Annotated in this window: 17 protein-coding genes; 10 read left to right on the forward strand and 7 right to left on the reverse strand. The window is 68.3% G+C overall.

From position 1 onward, the window contains the following. Positions 1-71 precede the first annotated feature (71 nt). On the forward strand, positions 72-962 hold the full coding sequence (locus AB0K28_RS04805) for a GNAT family N-acetyltransferase (protein ID WP_364365135.1): 891 nt from the start codon (positions 72-74) through the stop codon (positions 960-962). Positions 963-983: 21 nt separating this feature from the next. Here the strand turns inward: AB0K28_RS04805 and AB0K28_RS04810 are convergent, their stop codons facing one another. Continuing rightward, positions 984-2,297 carry a UDP-glucose/GDP-mannose dehydrogenase family protein gene (locus tag AB0K28_RS04810; protein ID WP_364365138.1) on the reverse strand — a complete coding sequence of 438 codons (1,314 nt, stop codon included), beginning with the start codon at positions 2,295-2,297 and terminating at the stop codon, positions 984-986. Positions 2,298-2,422: 125 nt separating this feature from the next. Between AB0K28_RS04810 and AB0K28_RS04815 the strand changes: the two genes are divergently transcribed. Next, positions 2,423-3,586, forward strand: a complete 1,164-nt coding sequence (locus AB0K28_RS04815; RefSeq protein WP_345396417.1) for an acyl-CoA dehydrogenase family protein — start codon at positions 2,423-2,425, stop codon at positions 3,584-3,586. A 217-nt stretch (positions 3,587-3,803) separates the two neighbouring features. Here AB0K28_RS04815 and AB0K28_RS04820 read toward each other — a convergent pair whose 3' ends face one another. Continuing rightward, positions 3,804-4,916 (reverse strand): hypothetical protein, encoded by a 1,113-nt coding sequence (locus AB0K28_RS04820; protein WP_364365141.1) that lies wholly within the window; start codon positions 4,914-4,916, stop codon positions 3,804-3,806. 531 nt (positions 4,917-5,447) lie between these two features. Here AB0K28_RS04820 and AB0K28_RS04825 point away from each other — a divergent pair. Continuing rightward, entirely contained in the window at positions 5,448-7,367 is a 1,920-nt protein-coding gene (locus AB0K28_RS04825) for a class I SAM-dependent methyltransferase (protein ID WP_364365144.1), read from the forward strand. Here AB0K28_RS04825 and AB0K28_RS04830 read toward each other — a convergent pair. Continuing rightward, on the reverse strand, positions 7,324-8,517 hold the full coding sequence (locus AB0K28_RS04830; RefSeq protein ID WP_364365147.1) for a M20 family metallopeptidase: 1,194 nt from the start codon (positions 8,515-8,517) through the stop codon (positions 7,324-7,326). The two genes, AB0K28_RS04825 and AB0K28_RS04830, sit on opposite strands and share 44 nt — an antisense overlap. A 316-nt stretch (positions 8,518-8,833) precedes the next feature. On the opposite strand from AB0K28_RS04830, the gene AB0K28_RS04835 reads away from it, so the two are divergent. Next, positions 8,834-9,289 (forward strand): hypothetical protein, encoded by a 456-nt coding sequence (locus AB0K28_RS04835; RefSeq protein ID WP_364365150.1) that lies wholly within the window; start codon positions 8,834-8,836, stop codon positions 9,287-9,289. Positions 9,290-9,509: 220 nt separating this feature from the next. Here the strand turns inward: AB0K28_RS04835 and AB0K28_RS04840 are convergent, their stop codons facing one another. Beyond that, positions 9,510-10,928 carry a hypothetical protein gene (locus AB0K28_RS04840; RefSeq protein ID WP_364365153.1) on the reverse strand — a complete coding sequence of 473 codons (1,419 nt, stop codon included), beginning with the start codon at positions 10,926-10,928 and terminating at the stop codon, positions 9,510-9,512. A gap of 231 nt (positions 10,929-11,159) precedes the next feature. On the opposite strand from AB0K28_RS04840, the gene AB0K28_RS04845 reads away from it, so the two are divergent. Beyond that, positions 11,160-11,639, forward strand: coding sequence for a hypothetical protein (locus AB0K28_RS04845; RefSeq protein WP_364365156.1), 480 nt, complete (start codon positions 11,160-11,162; stop codon positions 11,637-11,639). A gap of 10 nt (positions 11,640-11,649) precedes the next feature. Beyond that, complete coding sequence (locus tag AB0K28_RS04850; protein WP_364365159.1) at positions 11,650-12,141, forward strand: VOC family protein; 492 nt, start codon at positions 11,650-11,652, stop codon at positions 12,139-12,141. 54 nt (positions 12,142-12,195) lie between these two features. Here the strand turns inward: AB0K28_RS04850 and AB0K28_RS04855 are convergent, their stop codons facing one another. Continuing rightward, entirely contained in the window at positions 12,196-13,014 is an 819-nt protein-coding gene (locus tag AB0K28_RS04855) for a hypothetical protein (RefSeq protein ID WP_364365860.1), read from the reverse strand. Positions 13,015-13,123: 109 nt separating this feature from the next. Between AB0K28_RS04855 and AB0K28_RS04860 the strand changes: the two genes are divergently transcribed. From AB0K28_RS04860 to AB0K28_RS04870, 3 genes are all read left to right on the forward strand, one after another. Further along, entirely contained in the window at positions 13,124-13,930 is an 807-nt protein-coding gene (locus tag AB0K28_RS04860) for a helix-turn-helix transcriptional regulator (RefSeq protein ID WP_364365162.1), read from the forward strand. A 251-nt stretch (positions 13,931-14,181) separates the two neighbouring features. Then, on the forward strand, positions 14,182-15,312 hold the full coding sequence (locus tag AB0K28_RS04865; protein WP_364365165.1) for a hypothetical protein: 1,131 nt from the start codon (positions 14,182-14,184) through the stop codon (positions 15,310-15,312). Positions 15,313-15,392: 80 nt separating this feature from the next. Beyond that, positions 15,393-16,214 carry a hypothetical protein gene (locus AB0K28_RS04870; RefSeq protein WP_364365168.1) on the forward strand — a complete coding sequence of 274 codons (822 nt, stop codon included), beginning with the start codon at positions 15,393-15,395 and terminating at the stop codon, positions 16,212-16,214. Positions 16,215-16,487: 273 nt separating this feature from the next. Here AB0K28_RS04870 and AB0K28_RS04875 read toward each other — a convergent pair whose 3' ends face one another. Beyond that, the gene (locus AB0K28_RS04875; protein ID WP_364365171.1) at positions 16,488-16,661 is read right to left on the reverse strand and encodes a type II toxin-antitoxin system prevent-host-death family antitoxin; all 174 of its coding nucleotides are present in this window, start codon (positions 16,659-16,661) and stop codon (positions 16,488-16,490) included. A gap of 53 nt (positions 16,662-16,714) precedes the next feature. On the opposite strand from AB0K28_RS04875, the gene AB0K28_RS04880 reads away from it, so the two are divergent. After that, positions 16,715-17,866 (forward strand): transposase, encoded by a 1,152-nt coding sequence (locus AB0K28_RS04880; RefSeq protein ID WP_364365174.1) that lies wholly within the window; start codon positions 16,715-16,717, stop codon positions 17,864-17,866. 91 nt (positions 17,867-17,957) lie between these two features. Here the strand turns inward: AB0K28_RS04880 and AB0K28_RS04885 are convergent, their stop codons facing one another. Continuing rightward, positions 17,958-18,686 (reverse strand): DUF4097 family beta strand repeat-containing protein, encoded by a 729-nt coding sequence (locus AB0K28_RS04885; protein ID WP_364365177.1) that lies wholly within the window; start codon positions 18,684-18,686, stop codon positions 17,958-17,960. Positions 18,687-18,715 lie beyond the last annotated feature (29 nt).

Raw genomic sequence — 18,715 nt, forward strand, 5'->3', positions numbered from 1 at the left:
CTGTGCGTGCCGCTGATCGCGGTTGCTTGCGGCTTTTATCCTCGGGTTTTCCGTGGATAGGGTGCGTTGCCATGGACGACGACCCGATCAAGGGCCACGAGGCCCGCGTACGCGCTGTTGACCCGCTCGTGGCCGACCAGGGCACGCTGGTCGTCAGGGAGCGGGACGCGCCGCTGGAGGTGCCCGGGGGCGTCGGCCTGACCAACGTGGACCGGCTCGACCCTGGCAGCCTCCAGGCCGCGTGGTCGCCGCTGGTCGTGCACCGGCTGCGCGCCCGGGTGTCAGGACCCGACCCGGAGGCCGCGCTGGGGGCGCTCATCGACCGCTGGCTGGCCCTGCCCCGCGACGACGAGCCCGAGCAGGCGCTGAGCGTGGTGTGGCCGAGCCGCGACACCGTACCGGTCAGGGCGCTGGCCAGGCGCGGGTTCGCCCCCACCGTGGCGGTCTCCGTCCACCGCCTGCGCCCGCACGACGCGCCCGCCTCACCGGTGAAGATCCGCACGGCGGGTCCGGACGACGTGGACGTGGTCGCTGACATGTACGAGCGGCTCGCCGCCTACGACGCGCAGTTCGGCTGGGTGACGCCACGGGCCACCACCTCCGTCAGGATCAGGGAGTCGGTGGCGGGCGAGGTGCTGCCGCTGGAGTGGTGCTGGCTGGCCGAGGTGGACGGCCGCCCCGCGGGCTGCCTCATCGTCGAGCCGCCCGCCCGCGCCCGCTGGATCTCGGGCTGGGTGCACGACGCGCCGGTGGCGTACCTGGGAGTGATGTACGTCGAGCCGGAGCTACGGGGGCGTGGCATCGGTGCGGCGCTGACCGAGGTCGCGCACGCGCACGCGGCGGCGGAGGGCGTGTCGTCGCTGCTGCTGCACCACGCGCTGCCCAACCCGCTCTCGACCCCGTTCTGGGCCCGGCGCGGCTACCGCCCGCTGCTCACCCAGTGGATCCGCCACTTGACCTGACAGCAGCCGAGGGCGTGGGGGTCAGGGGCGGCCGAGGGCGCGGTAGTGCCAGCCGGCCGAGCGCCACGCCTCGGCGTTGAGCGCGTTGCGCCCGTCCACGATGCGCCGGGCGGCCACCACGGCGCCCAGCTTTTCCGGGTCGAGCCGGATGAACTCCTGCCACTCCGTGAGCAGCAGCACCACATGTGCCCCGCGTACCGCCTCGACGGCCGATTCGCCGTAGTTCAGCTCGGGATGCGCTTTGCGGGCGTTGTCGAGCGCGATCGGGTCGTACACGGTGACCGCGCCGCCTTGGTGGCCGATCGTGACGGCCACGTCGAGCGCGGGGGAGTCGCGGATGTCGTCGGAGTTGGGCTTGAACGCGGCCCCGAGCACGCCGACCGTGCAGCCGTGGAAGGAGCCGCCGGCCAGCTCTCTGGCCAGGTCGACCATGCGGGCCCTGCGGCGCATGTTGATCGCGTCCACCTCGCGCAGGAACGTCAGCGCCTGGTCGGCCCCCAGCTCGCCGGCCCGCGCCATGAAGGCCCTGATGTCCTTGGGCAGGCAGCCGCCGCCGAAGCCGAGCCCGGCGTTGAGGTAGCGGCCGCCGATGCGGTCGTCGTACGACAGCGCCTCGGACAGCAGCTCGACGTCGGCGTGCGCGGCCTCGCAGACCTCGGCCATGGCGTTGATGAAGGAGATCTTGGTGGCCAGGAACGCGTTCGCGGCCGTCTTGACCAGCTCGGCCGTCGCGAAGTCGGTCACCACGATCGGAACGTCGCCGATCGGCTCGTACACCTCACGCAGGATCTTCTCGGCGCGTTCGGAGCGTACGCCGAGCACGATGCGGTTGGGGTGCAGGGTGTCCTCGACGGCGAAGCCCTCGCGCAGGAACTCGGGGTTCCAGGCCAGCTCGGCCTCGCCGCCGGCGGGCGCGAGCCGGGCGAGCTTGTCGGCCACGCGCTCGGCGGTGCCGACGGGGACCGTCGACTTGCCCACGACCAGGCATTCGCGGTCGAGGAGCGGGGCGAGGGATTCGATGGCGTTGTCCATGTAGGTGACGTCTGCGGCATACTCGCCGCGTTTCTGTGGAGTGCCCACGCAGATGAAGTGCACGTCGCCGAAGGCGGCGACCTCGTCGTACGAGGTGGTGAAGCGCAGCCGCCCGGATTCGAGGCCGCGGCGAAGGACGGGTTCGAGGCCCGGCTCGTGGATGGGGAGCTCGCCGGCGTTCAGACGTCGGATCTTGTCGGCGTCGACGTCGAGGCCCAGGACGTCGAACCCGAGATCAGCCATGCACGCCGCATGGGTGATTCCGAGGTATCCGGTCCCGATCACCGTGAGGCGGTATGGCACGAGTGGCTCCTTTCGACTGAGCAGGCATGCTACCGGGCCCTCGCTACCTCGTACGTGCCACCTGCACTTCGCCGCAAACCGTACTAGCTGGTAACAAGATGGTCGGACGTCCTAGTATCTGATGCATGAGCTTCCCTCTCTACGCGCCCGCCGAAGAGCACGACATGCTCAGGGAGACCGTGCGGGCCCTGGCCGACGAGAAGATCGCGCCGCACGCCGCCGAGATCGACGAGACCGAGGAGTTCTCCTGGGACGTCTACAAGGCGCTCGTGGCCGCCGACCTGCACGCCGTGCACGTGCCCGAGCAGTACGGCGGCGCCGGGGCCGACGCGCTGGCGACCGTGATCGTCATCGAGGAGGTGGCCAGGGCCTGCGCGTCGTCGTCCCTGATCCCCGCCGTCAACAAGCTCGGCACCGTCCCGCTGCTGCTGTCGGCCTCGGAGGAGCTCAAGGCCCGCTACCTGGCGCCGGTGGCGCGCGGGGAGGCGATGTTCTCGTACGCGCTGTCGGAGCCTGAGGCGGGCTCCGACGCGGCGTCCATGAAGACGCGGGCCGTCGCCGACGGCGACGCGTACGTGCTCAACGGCACCAAGATGTGGATCACCAACGCCGGCGTGTCCGAGTACTACACCGTCATGGCCGTCACCGACCCGTCGGCCGGCGCGCGCGGCATCTCCGCCTTCGTCGTGGAGAAGTCGGACGAAGGTGTCTCGTTCGGGCCCAAGGAGAAGAAGCTCGGCATCAAGGGCTCGCCCACCCGCCAGGTCATCCTGGACAACGTCCGCATCCCGGCCGACCGCATGATCGGCGCGCCCGGCACCGGCTTCAAAACCGCCCTCGCCACCCTCGACCACACCCGCGTCACCATCGCCGCCCAGGCCCTCGGCATCGCCCAGGGCGCACTGGACTTCGCGATCGGCTACGTCAAGGAACGCAAGCAGTTCGGCCGGCCGATCGCCGACTTCCAGGGCCTCCAGTTCATGATCGCCGACATGGGCATGAAGCTCGAGGCGGCCCGGCAGCTCACGTACCACGCGGCCGCCAAGTCGGAGCGCGCGATGAACGGCGAGCCCCAGAAGGACCTCACCTACCTCTCGAGCGCGGCGAAGTGCGCCGCCTCGGACGCCGCCATGGAGATCACCACGGACGCTGTGCAACTGCTGGGCGGGTACGGCTACACGAAGGACTTTCCGGTGGAACGCATGATGCGCGACGCCAAGATCACCCAGATCTACGAGGGCACCAACCAGATCCAGCGCATGGTCATGGCCCGCCAGCTCCTGAAGTAGGGCGCTGAGCAGCGGAAACCCCGGCTATCGCTAGGCGTGGAGCTGGGGTTCGCCGCGTCATGAGCCGAAGTCCAACGGTCGTTGTTCCGTGCGTGTTCCGTGAGACACGGGCCGAGCGGAACCGGCCCGCTGCCGCTCCGCGATGGGGCGACGGCGCACGAGGTGATCAGGGGCGGGGCTTGTCGCCACGAATCAACAGCGCTCTCCAACCTTTCGGCTAGGACACCAGTGCCCGTATTGATGCGCGCTTGTCGGGGAGGCCGACTCTTCTGAACCAGAGGACCGGGTTTGAGATGCTGTCCCAGCACTCGTCGTTGTCCACGATCGCGGAGAGAAGCTGCTGCTGGGGCGCGGTCAGTGGTGCGCTCGGTGCGTACGGCTCGGGGAAGGCGCGCTTCAACAGCGGACCCCAGTCGTTGTCGACCGTGTAGGCGCTCGTTATTCGCGCCACGGCTAGCGCCTCTGGCAGGATCTCGTCGATATCGCTGGTACGGCGCAAGAGCGTTGCGATCAGCGCGAATCGGAACTTTCCCTCCGCCTCCGGAACGTGCTCAGAGAACCAGTCGTCGGCAGCGGCGGGATCGGTCAGCGCATGTCTGATCTCTGCCAGCGCAGCCGGGTCTCGGTCCAGCGCGGGAGCGAGTGCGGCCACCGCCCGTACGAACGGGTCCGGATCGTGCAGAAATGCTCGGGGCGCAAGGTCCCACTTCCCCAACGTCAGTGCAGCTGCTGCACGATCGGAAACTGACGAGTGATGGGTCAGGCGCTCCATTCGTTCGGCTTGTTCGGGTCGGAACTCGGCGAGTTCCGGCGCAACCATGAGATGCCCCATCGCGCCCACCGCTGCCTGGCGCACGTCGATGTCCGGTGAGTCGAGCAAGGGGAGAACGGCAAGGTACACGTCGCGCAGGATCGCCTTGCACGCGGCGACAGAGTCCGCGTCCTGGTCCTCATCCTCTTCGAGTTCTTCGTCCTCTTCCTCGTCGTCCTCGTAGAAGGAGACTGATTCGAAAACGGAACCCAGCCACTCCAGTAGAGCGGCTCGTAACGGCCGGTTGCGGTCGTCCCAAGGCAGGTCGCTCTCACAGAGAACCAGGGTGCGCTGATCACTGAGGATGCCGGCAACGAACCTCGCTGCCGGTGCGGTGGCAGGGTAGAGCGTCCCTTGGTGCAGCACAGCCGCATCGAGAAAGGCAAGAGCTGCTCCGCAGCTTGCCGGGTCCTCGCTCAAGAGAGCCAGCAGCTCGCCCGGTGCGTCCGCAGCGTCGCCATACGCATGGTGAAGTCCAGCCCAGTCTGTGTTCTCAATGACGGAGCGTGTGTCGATCATGCAGCGAGGATAGTGGTGACGCTGAAAGGGTGGAGTCGCGCTGCAAGATGCTCGGGCTCGGGCCGTGACGATCGCCGCCAAGACCCTCCTTCGCGCGTCGGCTAGCTCCACCGCGAACGTCATCGGCCCCAGCTGTTCCTGGACGGAGAGCATCGGAGAACATCCAAATCTACGAGGGCACCAATCAGATCCAGCGCATGGTCATGGCCCGCCAGCTCCTCAAGTAGCCCCTGGTGTGTGCGGCAACCTGTCGCTGTGGAACAACGGGCTGGCACCGGCGGCGATGACGTATATGGTGGCGGTGTGGGCGGCACATCACGAAGAGCTGCAGTGTGTTGGAGGGAAGGCTCCCGTTTCATGGCATTCGCTGTCCGGTCCATCGAGCAGATCTTTTAATCTGGTGCGGGCCGAGGAGAAGCGAGTCGACGACCGGTTCTATGAACGGCGTGCGGAGCAGATAGGGCGTAATCCTCGCCAGGTGTCCATCCGGGCAATCGGGTCATAGGGGACGCAGCTCAAGGTGGAGGTTCGATGGAACCCGTGCAGGTGTTCCTTGCCTGGTCGATGGAGACCAAGGGAACCGATGAGGTGATCAGGGCCGTCAAGGCCGCCCTGGAAGCGCGGAGCTACAAATGTTACGACTGGAAAGAGCAGCCGCACCCTCGAAATATCGGGATAGAGGTCCAGGAACAGATTCGAAGATCGGACATCCTCATTCTTGAGGGAAGCACTGTCCGCCCGAATCTGGCTTTCGAAGTGGGCTTCGCCCGTGCCCTTGATGTCCCTGTGGTCGTCATCAAGCAGGAGGGGACCAAGGAACTGCCGGAGGACTTCGGCGCACCCCGTTACATCAACTACCCCGGCGAAGGAGCGGACTTCGCCAGGTTCGAGGATGAGTTCGGGCGGCTGCTCGATCGGCTGGAGCAGGGTGGGCTGAGTCGCGGACATCGAGCGTTGCGCCGCCGGCTCGGCGTGTTGCACGAGCGCATGCAGTCGGTTCTGACGCAGCACGATGCCGATCATCCACTCCTTTATCTGCGTAGTGGCTGGCTGGACGCGCTGGCCTCCGAGGTGGGGAACTTCGGTCCTTTGAATATCGTGACCGACCCCGACTACTATTCGCGCTGCTTCGCGGAGCTACGCCAGTGGGACGAAGGCCCGATCAAGGCGATCGCGGACCTCACTGACAACACTGAGACGTTCTGGCTGAACGACCTTGAGCATCTCGAACGTATGAGCGCGAGAGTGACCGAGCGGATCTTCCTCATCGACTGGAAGCTGTTCTTCGGCGGCGAAGCAGAGCTGTCACGGCACATCGCGATGTGGCGACAGCAGAAAAGTAGTCATACGAGCAGCGACTATGACATCTATGTCGCCACGATCGACGATGCAGGCCCTACCGCCCGGCATCCGTTCGGTGAATTGGCCGTCGGCGCGCACCTGCTGCTGCTCGCCCCCGACTGCATCGGCGGCTACAAGCAGCATAGTGACGGTGGCCCGACAGGACGGCGCATGCTCCATATCGAGCGTGACCGCCATCGCTTCAACCTCGCCTTACGCTACTACAACGCGATAAAGCAGCGTGCTGTCAGGTTCGAGCTCGACCACGACTTCTTCATGCTGAAACGAGAGTGGCTGCAAAAACTGGAGATCGGTCGATGGGACCGACGCTGGACCCGGGCCACCGAGCAGCGTTCCCCTGCTTATTTCGAGCGATACGACCAGCACATCCGCGCCTGGATCCCAGCCTATGACCAGCTCATCCAATATTGCGCGGCCACGGTGGCGAGCGAGATCCTGCGCATCTACCAGGCATCCGACACGCCGGTGTCGATCCTGGAAATCGGATATGGCACCGGCAGTCTCACGGCTTCGATCATCCCGTGGATCCACACGCTGTGCGAGCCGTTCGATCAACTCGGACAGGACTATCCAGTCGACCGCTACCGGGCCATCGACCGTGCCAGTCAGATGCGCGAACTGGCCGTACGCAAGGTCGGCGACGAACTGGGCCGGGTCGTACGACTGCTGAACAAGACGGCGTGGGAAGACGTCGATGACGGCGTCAAGCACAATGTGATCTTCGGGTCGTTGGTCATGCACTTCCTGCTCGGCCCCGACCCTACCGACGAGGCACTCCGCGGTTTCTTCCACGAATGTGCCCGCCGACTGGCCGTGGGCGGCAGCCTCGTGTTCGCCGACTGTTTCGCTCCGGATACGGACGAGGGGCGAGAAGCGGCCGTGGCGGCTTGGCGGTCCTGGATGGTCGGTAACGGTCTGTCGGAGGAATACGCCGACGCCTACTTGGAAGGAAATCCTGACATGGTCACCGCGGCTTCCGTGCCCAGGCTTGAGGCGGCGGCCGAAGCGCACAACCTTTACAAGGCGAGAGAGAAGCAGGTGGGCTCTACACAGATGTTCCGGCTGCTGGTCTTCCAGCAGCGGGTGTGATCGCTGCGACGTAGCACAGTGCCTGGGCTCTGGCCACGGCTGCGACGGTCGCGTCGGGGGGAAGGAACCGCCTGTCATGCAATCCGGCATGGATGAATCCAGGTGCGCCGTTCAACCCCACGAATGCCATGAGCGATGGGGCATGGGCTCCATAATGCGCGAAGTCGTCCCCGCCGCAGGAGCGCCATGGCGGCGATACCGTGAATCCTGCTCCCGCGGCCAACTCCTGTGTTCGAAGAGCCAGCGCCGGATCATTGACCAGCACTGGCTCCGATTTGACGAACGTCAGCTCGGCCGTACAACCGAAGGCCTCGGCCACGTGGACCGCGGTCTTCCGCACCGCCGCACGCAGTTCCTCCTGATCACTTTCGTCCATGGCACGGATGGTGAGCCGCGCCTGTGCGGTGCTCGGGATGACATTCTCGGCGGAGCCCGCGTGCACCGCGCCGACCGTGATCGTCGCTCCATGCAGCGGGTCGATGTGCCTGCCCACCAGCCCATGGACAGCCACCACCAGGTGGGACAGCGCCAGCACTGGGTCGCGTGTCCGGTGGGGGTAGGCGGCGTGGCCGCCCCTGCCCTCGATCTCTATCAGAACGGCGTCGGCCGCGGCATTGACCGCACCGGCCTCGGCGCCGATCGAGCCCCACGGCAAATCAGGATGGACATGCACGGCCACCATGGCCGTGGCCTGCTCCGGCGTCAGTTCGCCGGTCTCCAGCAGGGCCACCGCACCGGACGGCTGCCGTTCCTCGGACGGCTGGAAGACCGCCACAAGGGGGACGGGAAGGTCGTCTCCCATCCGGTGTGCGGCCCTGACGAGCGCGAGCAGCGCTGAGGCATGGACGTCGTGACCGCACGCGTGCATGTGCCCGTTGGTGGCGGCGAAAGGGGCGTCGGTCTCCTCCGTTATTTCGAGCGCATCCAGTTCGGCCCTGACCACGACGGATGGAATGCCGGAGGGCCCTACTCTGGCGATCAGGCCGGTGCCCGCCGCTGACCGGTAAGGCACGGGGAGCAGCTCTCTGATCGCCCGGCAGGTCTCGTATTCGGCACCGCCGATCTCCGGCGTGCTGTGGAGACGATGACGAAGGAGAATGGCCGAAGGGATTTCATCGGACAGCAGTGTGAGCAACCTCGGCAGCGTCACGTCTGGAGTATGGGCCGGATCCCGGCCCATTTCCAGGGGTGATGCCACTCCGCTGAGCACCGGTCAGGTGGGCCTCCCAGGTCACGCGCCCATCCGTCTGCGCCATGGCCGATGAGCCACCAGCCGTAGTCATCGGTGGCGGTCATGGCACTCCTTGTACAACGTGGGGGCGTACGGCATCGATCATTGACTGCGGGACCGACATTTCTGGCCGGCCTCTCGCGCGGTCGTTCGCTCAACAAGCGCTCAACAGGTCCTCAACATCGGCCTGGCTACCTTCGCGGTGTCCAGTACGACGAGCACCAAGGAGAACGCGATGCGAACGCTCAACACGATGGTCCTCGGTGCGGCGGTGACCGCCGCGGCTCTGACCGCGGGTGCCCCCGCGCAGGCCTCCGTACAGACCGGCGCCCAGACCTCGTCCGCCACCGTCACCACGGCCGCGGCGACCGGCTCGGCGGCCCTGGCCTGCCGTCAGGTGCGGGTGTACCGTCCCGAGATGCGCAAGGGGCACGTGGCCGCGACCGGCTGGGCCGTCGGCTGCTCCCGCAACCAGCGGGTGAAGATCATGCTTCAGCGCAAGCGCTGGTACGGCTGGCAGACCATCTCCAGCGCCACCTGGTACGGGGCCGGCAAGAAGACGCTGTACAAGGGCTGCAAGCGGGGGACCACCTTCACGTACCGCCTCCAGGGCCAGGTCGCCTACTACTCGGGAAGCAAGTACGTCGTCCACAACGGCTACAGCCCCAAGAGGCGCGCGAAGTGCCCGTGACGCCCAAGGCGTCGGGGTGAAGGAAGACGGCCACTGCATGAGCAGTCGCGCGGTGGGCGTGTGTCACGGTCATGGCCCTGATTCTGGCTTTCCTGGGGGTGAGCCGGGTCCGGGGGAAGGGCGGCGACGTGGGCGTCCAGGTGGGCGTCGGCGGCGGCCTGGCGCTGGAGGCGGCCGGTTCGGGGCACATGCGGTGTGCTCCTGCCTGGACCTCCGCCAGTTACGTCCTGGGCGCCGGGCTTCGTCGCCGCCGGCTTCTCAGCAGGGTGTCTCGCGGGTTGGTGAACCAGGTGGGTGGGATCAGGGCCGCGGTTGCTGCGGTGAGTATGGGGAGGGCCAGGAGGAGGGCGGTTATGGCCGGCCAGGGGGTGTTGAAGGGGGCTCTTGGGGGTGGGTCCCAGGCGGAGGAGGTGGTTGCGGGCCAGAGCAGGAGCAGGCCGATCACTGCGCCCGTCACGGCGCCCAGTGCGGTGGCGCATAGGGATGTGGTCAGGGTGCGGGCGGCCGTGAGGAGACGCGGGGAGCCTGCGCTGCCTCTGCGCAGGATGCGGTACGCGGCGGGTGAGCGGGATGCCCATACCGTGGCGGCTGTGGCGATCAGGAAGAGGGCGGCGACGGCGTACGTCCAGGTGGTCGTCGGGTGGAAGCCGCGCTCGACGTGCACGGTCGCGAGGCCGGCCAGGCGGGTTTGAAGGCGTTCCTGTTCGGTGGGTGAGAGCCGGTGGTGGGCGGGGTCGATGATGAAGCGGTCGGGGGTCAGGGTGATGCCTCGTTCGCGGGCCGCTTCCTCCGGTACGAACATGACCTCCCAGCGCGGCTCGGGCGGTGGTACGGCGATGACGCGCAGGTCCATAGCGGTGCCGGGGCTGGGGAGGTCGTACTGGATCAGGGCTGAGATCTCGCCCTTGACCTCCGACGACACCAGGACGGCTGTGGCGGGGTCGTACGGGGTGGCCGGGTTTCCTGTGAGGTGGTGGAGCAGGGTTTCGTCGCCGACGTACGTGTCGGGCCCGAACTCGAGATCGATGACGGAGGAGAAGAGGTCGTCGGTGTCGGCGGGCAGGAGTGGTACGCCGGGTAACTCCTGTTCGATGGCCGCTCGTACGGATGACGCCTGCTGACCGGCTGAGACGTTGATGGTCGTGGCGCCCGGGCGGCCCTGCGGGCGGTGGTCGGCCCTGTCCTGGGACTCCACGGCGGGGGCGACGATCAGCACGGCTGTGGCAATGCCGGTGAGAGTCATGGCCGCCGCCATGCCCGCCGACGTACGGGCGAGGCCGCCGCCCAGCTGGCGGGTCGCCGGGCGGAGAGCGGGTGGGAAGCGGGGGGTGCAGCGGTCTAGGGTCGCGAGGATCCATATGAGGAAGGGAGCCGCGCCTCGCAGCAGCAGGCCGCCGGCGAACATACCGACCAGCTCGGTCATCGCTGAGCCGAAGTCGTCGTGGTGTCCGTCGTGGTGGGTCATCCAGGCGGCGCCCGACAGGATCACCAGCCCGGTCGCCGCGGATATCGCGCCCATGAGCAGGGGTTCCTTGTACAGGTGGTACGGGCGGTGCGCCGGGGCGGAGCGGGCGGCGAACCTGATCGCGGATAACGCGAGGAGCACCGGCAGGCCGAAGACCAGTAAGAGGGCCACCATGCGCACATGCTACGCAGGCGATCTTGACGAATGGGCGCGTCAGGCGGGCAGGCCCCACCGGAAGTTCGCCGTGGCCTGTCTCCCACGCATCCCGCAGGCAGTGGGTGGGTTGGCCGGGGATCGAGGATGCGACGAGTGGGCTGGGGCTAACGGAACGTTCCAACCGACAACCAAACGGCGTAGAGGAGCATCCCAATTACCGTTCGTGTTCACGGAGCGGAGGGGGATGCCATGACCGGTAAGTCCGAGACGGGTAAGCAAGGTACGTGGGGTTGTCTCATCGTCGCGGGCCTCGTCATGGCAGGGTGCAGCGCTCTCTTCGGGGGTGACGACGAGCCGAGGCACGCTGCTGTGCTCGGCCCCACGCCGGTCACCGCGTACACGAGCTCCCCGACGCCCTCAGAGCCTATGTGGGAGGCCGAGTCGACGCCGACCCCCAAACCGCTGCCGGACCTCGACCGCGATGGCATCGCCGACCGGTACGACGACGACAAGGACGGCGACGGCGTCACCCAAGGCCGTGATCTCGATGACCGCGATTCCGACAGGGGACGCCGTCCGCCCAAGCGCACCCCGAAACCGCAGCCCGTACGTGAGCCGGCGCCGCTCGCCCGAGCGCATCCCGGCGGGTTCTGCGGCAGTTCTGGAGCGGTGGGGGTGGCGTCGAACGGGCGCACCTATACGTGTCTGGGCGGGCACTGGCGGCGCTGAACGGGAAGGCGTGACTCCGGACCTCGGGCACCTCGCCGCCGCGCCGATCGGGCCGATCGCGCCCCAAGCAGGGGCGGCGATCTTGTCGGTGTGGCGGCGTAGGGTCTCCCGCATGGTTGCGGGGATGGTGCATCACATCGAGGTCTGGGTGCCCGACCTGAAGCGGGCCGTCGGGAGCTGGGGGTGGTTGCTGGAAGCGCTCGGGTACGCGGTCTTCCAGGACTGGCCTGATGGGCGGAGCTGGCGGTTGGGGGAGACGTACCTGGTTCTTGAGCAGTCACCGGCCATGACGGCCGATCGGCATGAGCGGCTCCGGCCCGGGCTCAATCACCTGGCGTTTCACGCGGGGAGCCGGGAGCGGGTGGATGAGCTGGTGGCTGGGGCCGTGGCGCATGGGTGGGTGGTGATGTTTCCCGAGCGGCATCCGTACGCGGGGGGTGAGCAGCACTATGCGGCCTACCTGGAGAACGAGGACGGGTTCGAGGTGGAGCTGGTGGGCTAGAGCGCGCGGCCGGTCGCCAGGGTTCGGGCCCCGGCGACCGGGTCGCTCACGGCGTCAGCGGGTCCAGACGGAGGCGTACACGCCGTCCTCGATGTTCACCTGCACCGGGCGCAGGCCGCGGGCCACCAGGCTGTCGAACCTGCGCTGGTAGGCGGAGGCGGAGGTGTCGATGTAGTGGTGCCAGGGGCGGACGCCGTCCTTGCGGTAGACCGCGGCGAACCGGGTCCCGCCCGGGCCCACCGCGACCGCCGTCGGGCGGTAGCCCTCGGCGGTGCGCTTGGTGAAGAAGCTCTTGTGGCCGGCGAACGACTTTCCGTACGAGTAGTACCAGCCGCCTCCTTCGCTCTTCCGCCAGACCGCGACGTAGCGGGGATCCGACGGCGTGCCGTACATATCAATCGAGACCGGTACGTACCCGTCCGCGTGGGCCTTGCGGTTCTGGGCGGCGAACTGGGCGCCGGTGAGCCCCATGCGGGAGAAGAACCGTTCTGAGCGCTTCTCCCACAGCGCGGCGAACGTCGCGCGGCCCGCAGGACCCGTCGCGGACACCGAGATCGGCTGATAGCCCTGCGCGAGGTACTCGTCGAACCGCGCCTTGAAGCTCGCTTCCGACAGCCCGCTCCGGGAGATCCAGGCTGGGCCGCCGCTCTTGACCCAGACGGCCGCGTACTTCGGCCCTGCCGAGACGCTCACCGTGATCGGCCGGTAGCCCCGGCTGCGCAGGCTCTCGAAGTGGGCCTGGTGCGCGCTCGGGCTCGCGCCGGAGTACGCGCGGAAGGTCACCCCTGCAACCTCTGCCATCCCCGTGGTGGCGTGCGCCGGCGCCGCGACGCCGCAACAACCGAGGGCGACCGCGACCGCCGCCGCGAACATCGTCTTCACTCATTCCTCCTCAGACGGCCGACTTGTTCGGCACGGCTCATCCTTGTCAGGCTTTGATTGATCACCACCGATCGGTCATCTGATCAACGAGGCGGGGCGAATGGGCAGGCCAGAACGGAAACTCGATCCCGAGGGCGGGTTGATCGAACGCTTCGCGCACGACTTACGCCAGTTACGCGTCGCGGCGGGACAACCGACGTACCGGATCATGGGCTCCCGGGCCGGCTGCTCACCGAGCAGGCTCTCGGAGGCCGCGAAGGGGCTCAGGCTGCCCAGCCTGCCGGCGACCCTCGATTACGTACGTGCGTGCGGCGTGACGGACACCGCCGAGTGGGAGCGGCGCTGGCACGAGATCAACGACGAGGTCGAGCAGCATGCCCTGCCCACCGGCGAGCCCGCGCGCACCGAGCCGGACGCGGCGGAGGCATCCCCTCGGCCACGCGTCGTGTACAAGGTCGCCGGTACCGCACTGGCGTTCGTCGTGGCCGGCGCGGCGTTCTTCTGGGGCTCGGGCGAGGTCGTGCCGGACGTACCGACGCGGTGCCGCTCGCCGCACACCTCCCCGCGCGTGCCGATCTCGATGCAGCCGTGTGTCGCGCTGACGGACGGCGACGTCGTCGCGTCCCTCGACCTGCGCGCGGTCGGCGCGGTGGACGGCGCGGTCGCCTACGTCTGGTTGCACAACGCCGCATCCCGCGCGCCGCTGGCGAAGACCCTCCGTACGTGCGAGCTCGGCGCGCTGAGGGGAGACCAGGCGCGTACGTGCGGACCGTTCGCGCACGAGGTGCCGCCCGGGCGCTACACCACGGCGGTCGCGGTGGAACCAGGCCCGCGCCGGAGCGAACCCCCGCAGTGGCGCCGCGGCGCGACGGGAACGCAGAGCCCGCAGCTCGACCTCACGCCCTAGGGGCCGGTGAGGTGGGCGTGGGTGGCCGACGCGAAACGCCCGGGGCGTCCCGCAGGCCGATCAGGGCGGTGACCGGGGCCAGAGCATGGCGGGCCGCCTCCCGCCTGGACGACGGAGCTCGGTCCGAGCCGTGCCAGGCCCAATTCGCGAGGGCTTCGCCGTCCGTTCAGGTGGCAGTCAGACAACTTCACAAACGCGGTATACCGTCGGAAATCGGATTGATCATCGAGTCTCGAAGCGAGTACCGCACCATGCGCAAGGTCCTGACCCTCACCATCGCCGCCGCCGTCACCGCAGTGTCCACCCCCGCCTACGCGGCCGCCCAACCCCCGCAGCGCTTCCCGCAGGAGGTCTACGGCGGGGCCTGGACGGAGGGGCACGTCCAGGGCATGGCGATCGACGAGCGGAAGGGGTACATGTACTTCTCCTTCACGAACGTCCTGGTCAAGACCGACCTCCAGGGCAACCTCGTCGGCTCCGTCAAGGGCTTCACCGGGCACCTGGGCGATCTCGACTTCAACGCGGAGGACGGCCGCGTGTACGGCTCGCTCGAGTACAAGGAGCAGGAGTCGTTCTACATCGCGATCTTCGACGTGGACCGCGTCACGCGCCCCGGCATGGACGCCCAGACCAGCGACGTGGTCAGCACGGTCTACCTCAAGGAGGTCGTGGCCGACTACACCGCCGACATGAACGGCGACGGCGTCTTCGACGGCAACGTGGCCGACACGCCCGACCACCGCTACGGCTGCAGCGGCATCGACGGCGTCGCGTTCGGCCCCGAGTTCGGCAAGAAGGGCGGGCCGCGCAGGCTGACCGTCGCGTACGGCGTGTACGCCAACACCGGCCGCCAGGACAACGACCACCAGGTCCTGCTTCAGTACGACATCCGCCAGTGGAAGAGGTACGAGCGCCCGCTCACCGAGAGCGCCCCGCACAAGAGCGGCCCCGACCGCGTGACCGGCAAGTACTTCGCCTACACCGGCAACACCAGGTACGGCGTGCAGAACCTGGAGTACGACGAGCACACCGGCGACTGGATGCTGGCCGTCTACCAGGGCTCCAAGCCGCAGTTCCCCAACTACCCCTTCTTCATCGTGGACGGCCGCGCCCGCCCGAGGACCGGCGACGTCGCCGGCCAGCCGCAGCCGGAGCGCGGCAAGCTGCTCACGCTGGCCAAGGGCGGCCTGCAGGACCCGGCCTCTGGGGTCAGGGGCTGGCAGTTCAACGGCGAGTACGGCCTGATCTCGCTCGGCCGCGGCCTGTTCTACGCGGCCGAGGCCGGCAAGGTCACCGAGGACGGCGTCTCCAAGAACACCGGCACCGCCCGCCTCTGGCGCTGGACCGGCCAGTCGCCGACCCCGTTCGAGCAGGTCCGCTGAACCCGCTGCGGTCTGTCTGGAATGACTGTTATGGTCATCCGTCTGACAGGAAACGGTCAAGAAATCTTCATGGGGGATCTATGCGGACCACCGGAAAGCTCGCGATCGTCGCGGCCGTGGTGGCGGGGGCTGCCGTACCGATGACGGCGCCGGCGAGCGCGCAGGCGAGCGCCGCCGGCGGCTGGGAGGCCTATCACGGCCTGACCACGAAGCAGAGCGTCGAGCGGGCGACCAGGCTGATGAAGCAGGGATACCGGCCGATCACGGTGAACGTCTCGGACGGGGAACGGTACGCCGCGGTCTGGGAGAAGGGCGGCTCGCCGGACCAGTACGGCATCTGGCAGGGCATGTCGGCCTCCGGGTACCAGAAGCGGTTCGACGCCGCGATGAAGCAGGGCGGGCAGCCGGTGTCCGTCTCGGCCACCGGGCCGGCCGGCTCGGCGGTGTTCGCGGCCGTCTTCGAGAAGAAGCGCGGCGCGTTCCTCGCCAAGTCGAACCTCAAGGGCAGCGTCTTCGCCGCCTACAACAAGCATGCGGAGGCCAACGGGCTGGCGCTGACCAGCGTGGACGCGTACGGCACCCCGGGTGACGTGCGCTATGCCGCCGTCTGGAGCGCCAACACAGGGGGCGAGTGGTACTACTCCTACGGCAAGAACAAGCAGCAGCACGCGGCCGAGTTCAAGGCCAGGAAGGCCAAGGGGTTCCGGCCGGTCAGGGTCGCGGTGGCGCCTGACGGGACGTACACGGCGGTGTGGCGCAAGGACGGCGTCAAGTCCTGGGCCCATTACGTGGACATGACCGCCGCCGACTACCAGGCCCGCACCACCGCACTCAAGGCGAAGGGCCTGCACCCGGTGCAGGTCAACGCCGAGAACGGCGTGTACGCCGCTATCTGGCAGTAAATCCGGATAAATCAGGTGCGGGGCGGCGGCGAGAACCCGCCCCCCGCACCCGCCATGTCGCGTCGCCCGCGCCCCCGCGCCGTGCGTCGCGGCACCGCTCCGCACCCCGGGCACCGCGCCGCACCTCGCGCGCCGTGCGGCGCCCCCGCGCCCCGCGCCGTGCGGCCCGTTCGGCGGCTACCGAGATGCGGGCCAGTGCTCCGGCCTTAAGGCCGGGGGTGAAGGCCCGCGCGGGAGGGCCGTCAAGGCCCGAGCGTGCTCTAACCCGCGGTGTCAGCCGGGCTCGCGCTGCGCTTCGGCGGCTTCCGCGACTGGCACCGGCACGATGGCGGCGACTCTGCGCCCCCGGTTGGTGATGTAGGTGATGCGGCCTCGGACAGCGGCGTCGTTGAGGACGTCCGCGAACAGCCGGCGCGCGTCGGCGACGCTCATCTCTTCCGACTCCATACGGGGCAGCGTACATGGACGCATCTTCATGTACCTAGCTGTACAATTGATCTGTGCAGCTCCGGTACAGGTTCCGCCTCTACCCGACGCCGAGTCAGCGTCAAGCGCTGGCCAGGGCGTTCGGGTGCGCCCGGGTGGTGTTCAACGACGGGCTGCGCCTGCGGCAGGAGGCTCGCGAGAACGGGCTGCCGTACATCTCGGACGGGAGCCTGTCCAAGCAGGTGATCACGCAGGCGAAGAAGACGCCGGAACGGGCATGGCTGGGCGAGGTATCCGCCGTGGTGCTCCAGCAGGCGCTGGCGGACCTGAACACCGCCTACCGCAACTTCTTCGCCTCGATCACAGGCAAGCGGAAGGGGCCGAAGGTCGCCCCGCCCCGGTTCCGGTGCAAGAGGGACAGGCGGCAGGCCATCCGCTTCACCAGGAACGCCCGCTTCACGATCACAACGGGCGGGAGGCTGCGCCTGCCGAAGATCGGCGACGTGCCGGTCCGCTGGTCGCGTTCGCTGCCCGCCGAGCCGTCCAGCGTGACGGTGATCAAGGACTCGGCGGGCCGGTACTTTGCCTCGTTCGTGGTCGAGACGGGCGACGAGCCGCTGCCGGAGACGGTCGCCGAGGTCGGCATCGACCTGGGCCTGACACACTTCGCGGTCTTGTCGGACGGCCGGAAGATCGGCAACCCGCGTTTCCTGCGTCGCGCCGAACGCCGGTTGAAGAAAGCCCAGCAGGCGCTCAGCAGGAAAGCGAAGGGGTCGGCGAACCGGAAGAAGGCCGTCGTCAAGGTCGCCAGGGCGCACGCCCGGGTGGCCGACGCGCGCCGGGACTTCGCGCACAAGCTCTCCACCCAGATCATCCGTGACAACCAAGCGGTGATGGTGGAGGACCTTGCTGTGAAGGGCCTGGCCCGCACGAAATTGGCGAAGAGCGTGCACGACGCCGGATGGGGCCAGTTCACGGCGATGCTCGCCTACAAGGCCGCCCGGTACGGCCGCACGCTCGTCAGGATCGACCGGTTCTTCCCGTCGTCGAAGCTGTGCTCGGCCTGCGGGACCGTCGCCGAGTCGATGCCGCTGAACATCCGCTCGTGGACCTGCCCGTGCGGCGCGGCCCACGACCGGGACGTCAACGCGGCGATCAACATCCTCACCGCTGGACGAGCGGAGAGGCTAAACGCCTGCGGAGGGACCGTGAGACCCGCCGCCTAGCGGAGGGGCAGGACCCAGCGAAACAGGAAGCCACAGAGGTGCCGTACGACGCGGCACGGGCTGAATCCCGGCCTTCAGGCCGGGGAGCGCGTCAATTCTTTAGGATGCGGACGTCGCCCGTGTCGCTACGCGCGACGATGGTGGCGTCGCTCTTGCGGTCCTGCTCGACCTCCGTTCGCCGGCTGCCGTCCTGGCTGACGGTGGTGACCGCGTACGCGCCCGACGGCACCCGAGCCGTCACCCGCCCGTCCTGTGACCGCAGGTCGAGGTCCTTGGGCCGGGTGGCGAAGGTGAGGTCGATGGCGCCGTCGGAGGTGCGGACGCGGACGTCGGGCGACTTCAGGTTGACGCCCCGCACCGAGCCCTCGGCCCGCAAGCGAAGGCGGCCGGATGAGCCGGTCACCTGGATGCGCTCGCGGCTGACGGCGTCCACGTCCTGGGCCAGGTCGTTGAGGACGACGCCGTCAGGGGCGTCGACCGAGAGCCGGACGCCGGGCGGCACCCTGACGTGGTAGCGGGCGCCGCAGTCGCCGAACACCATGGTGCAGTCGGCGCTGAGCCGCAGGGTGCCGTCGCGCAGGGACCACGCTGATTCGCCGGTGGCCGCCTTGCCGCGCAGCCACCGGTCGACCTTCACGGTGTCGCCGGTGCCCTGGAGCACGCGGACGCCGCCCACGGAGACGTTGATGGTCAGGGCGGTGCCCGTGTGCGGGAATGCCCTGGTCGTGTGGACGTCCTTGGCGTCCAGGTCGATCCCGCAACCGACGGTGGCCGCCGCCAGGAGCGTCGTACTTGCCGCAAGTGCCGCGATCTGCCTCATGCCCTCGATGCTGGCCGAACGGGACGCCA

It is taken from the genome of Nonomuraea sp. NPDC049504 (assembly GCF_040676845.1).
GTDB lineage: Bacteria > Actinomycetota > Actinomycetes > Streptosporangiales > Streptosporangiaceae > Nonomuraea > Nonomuraea salmonea.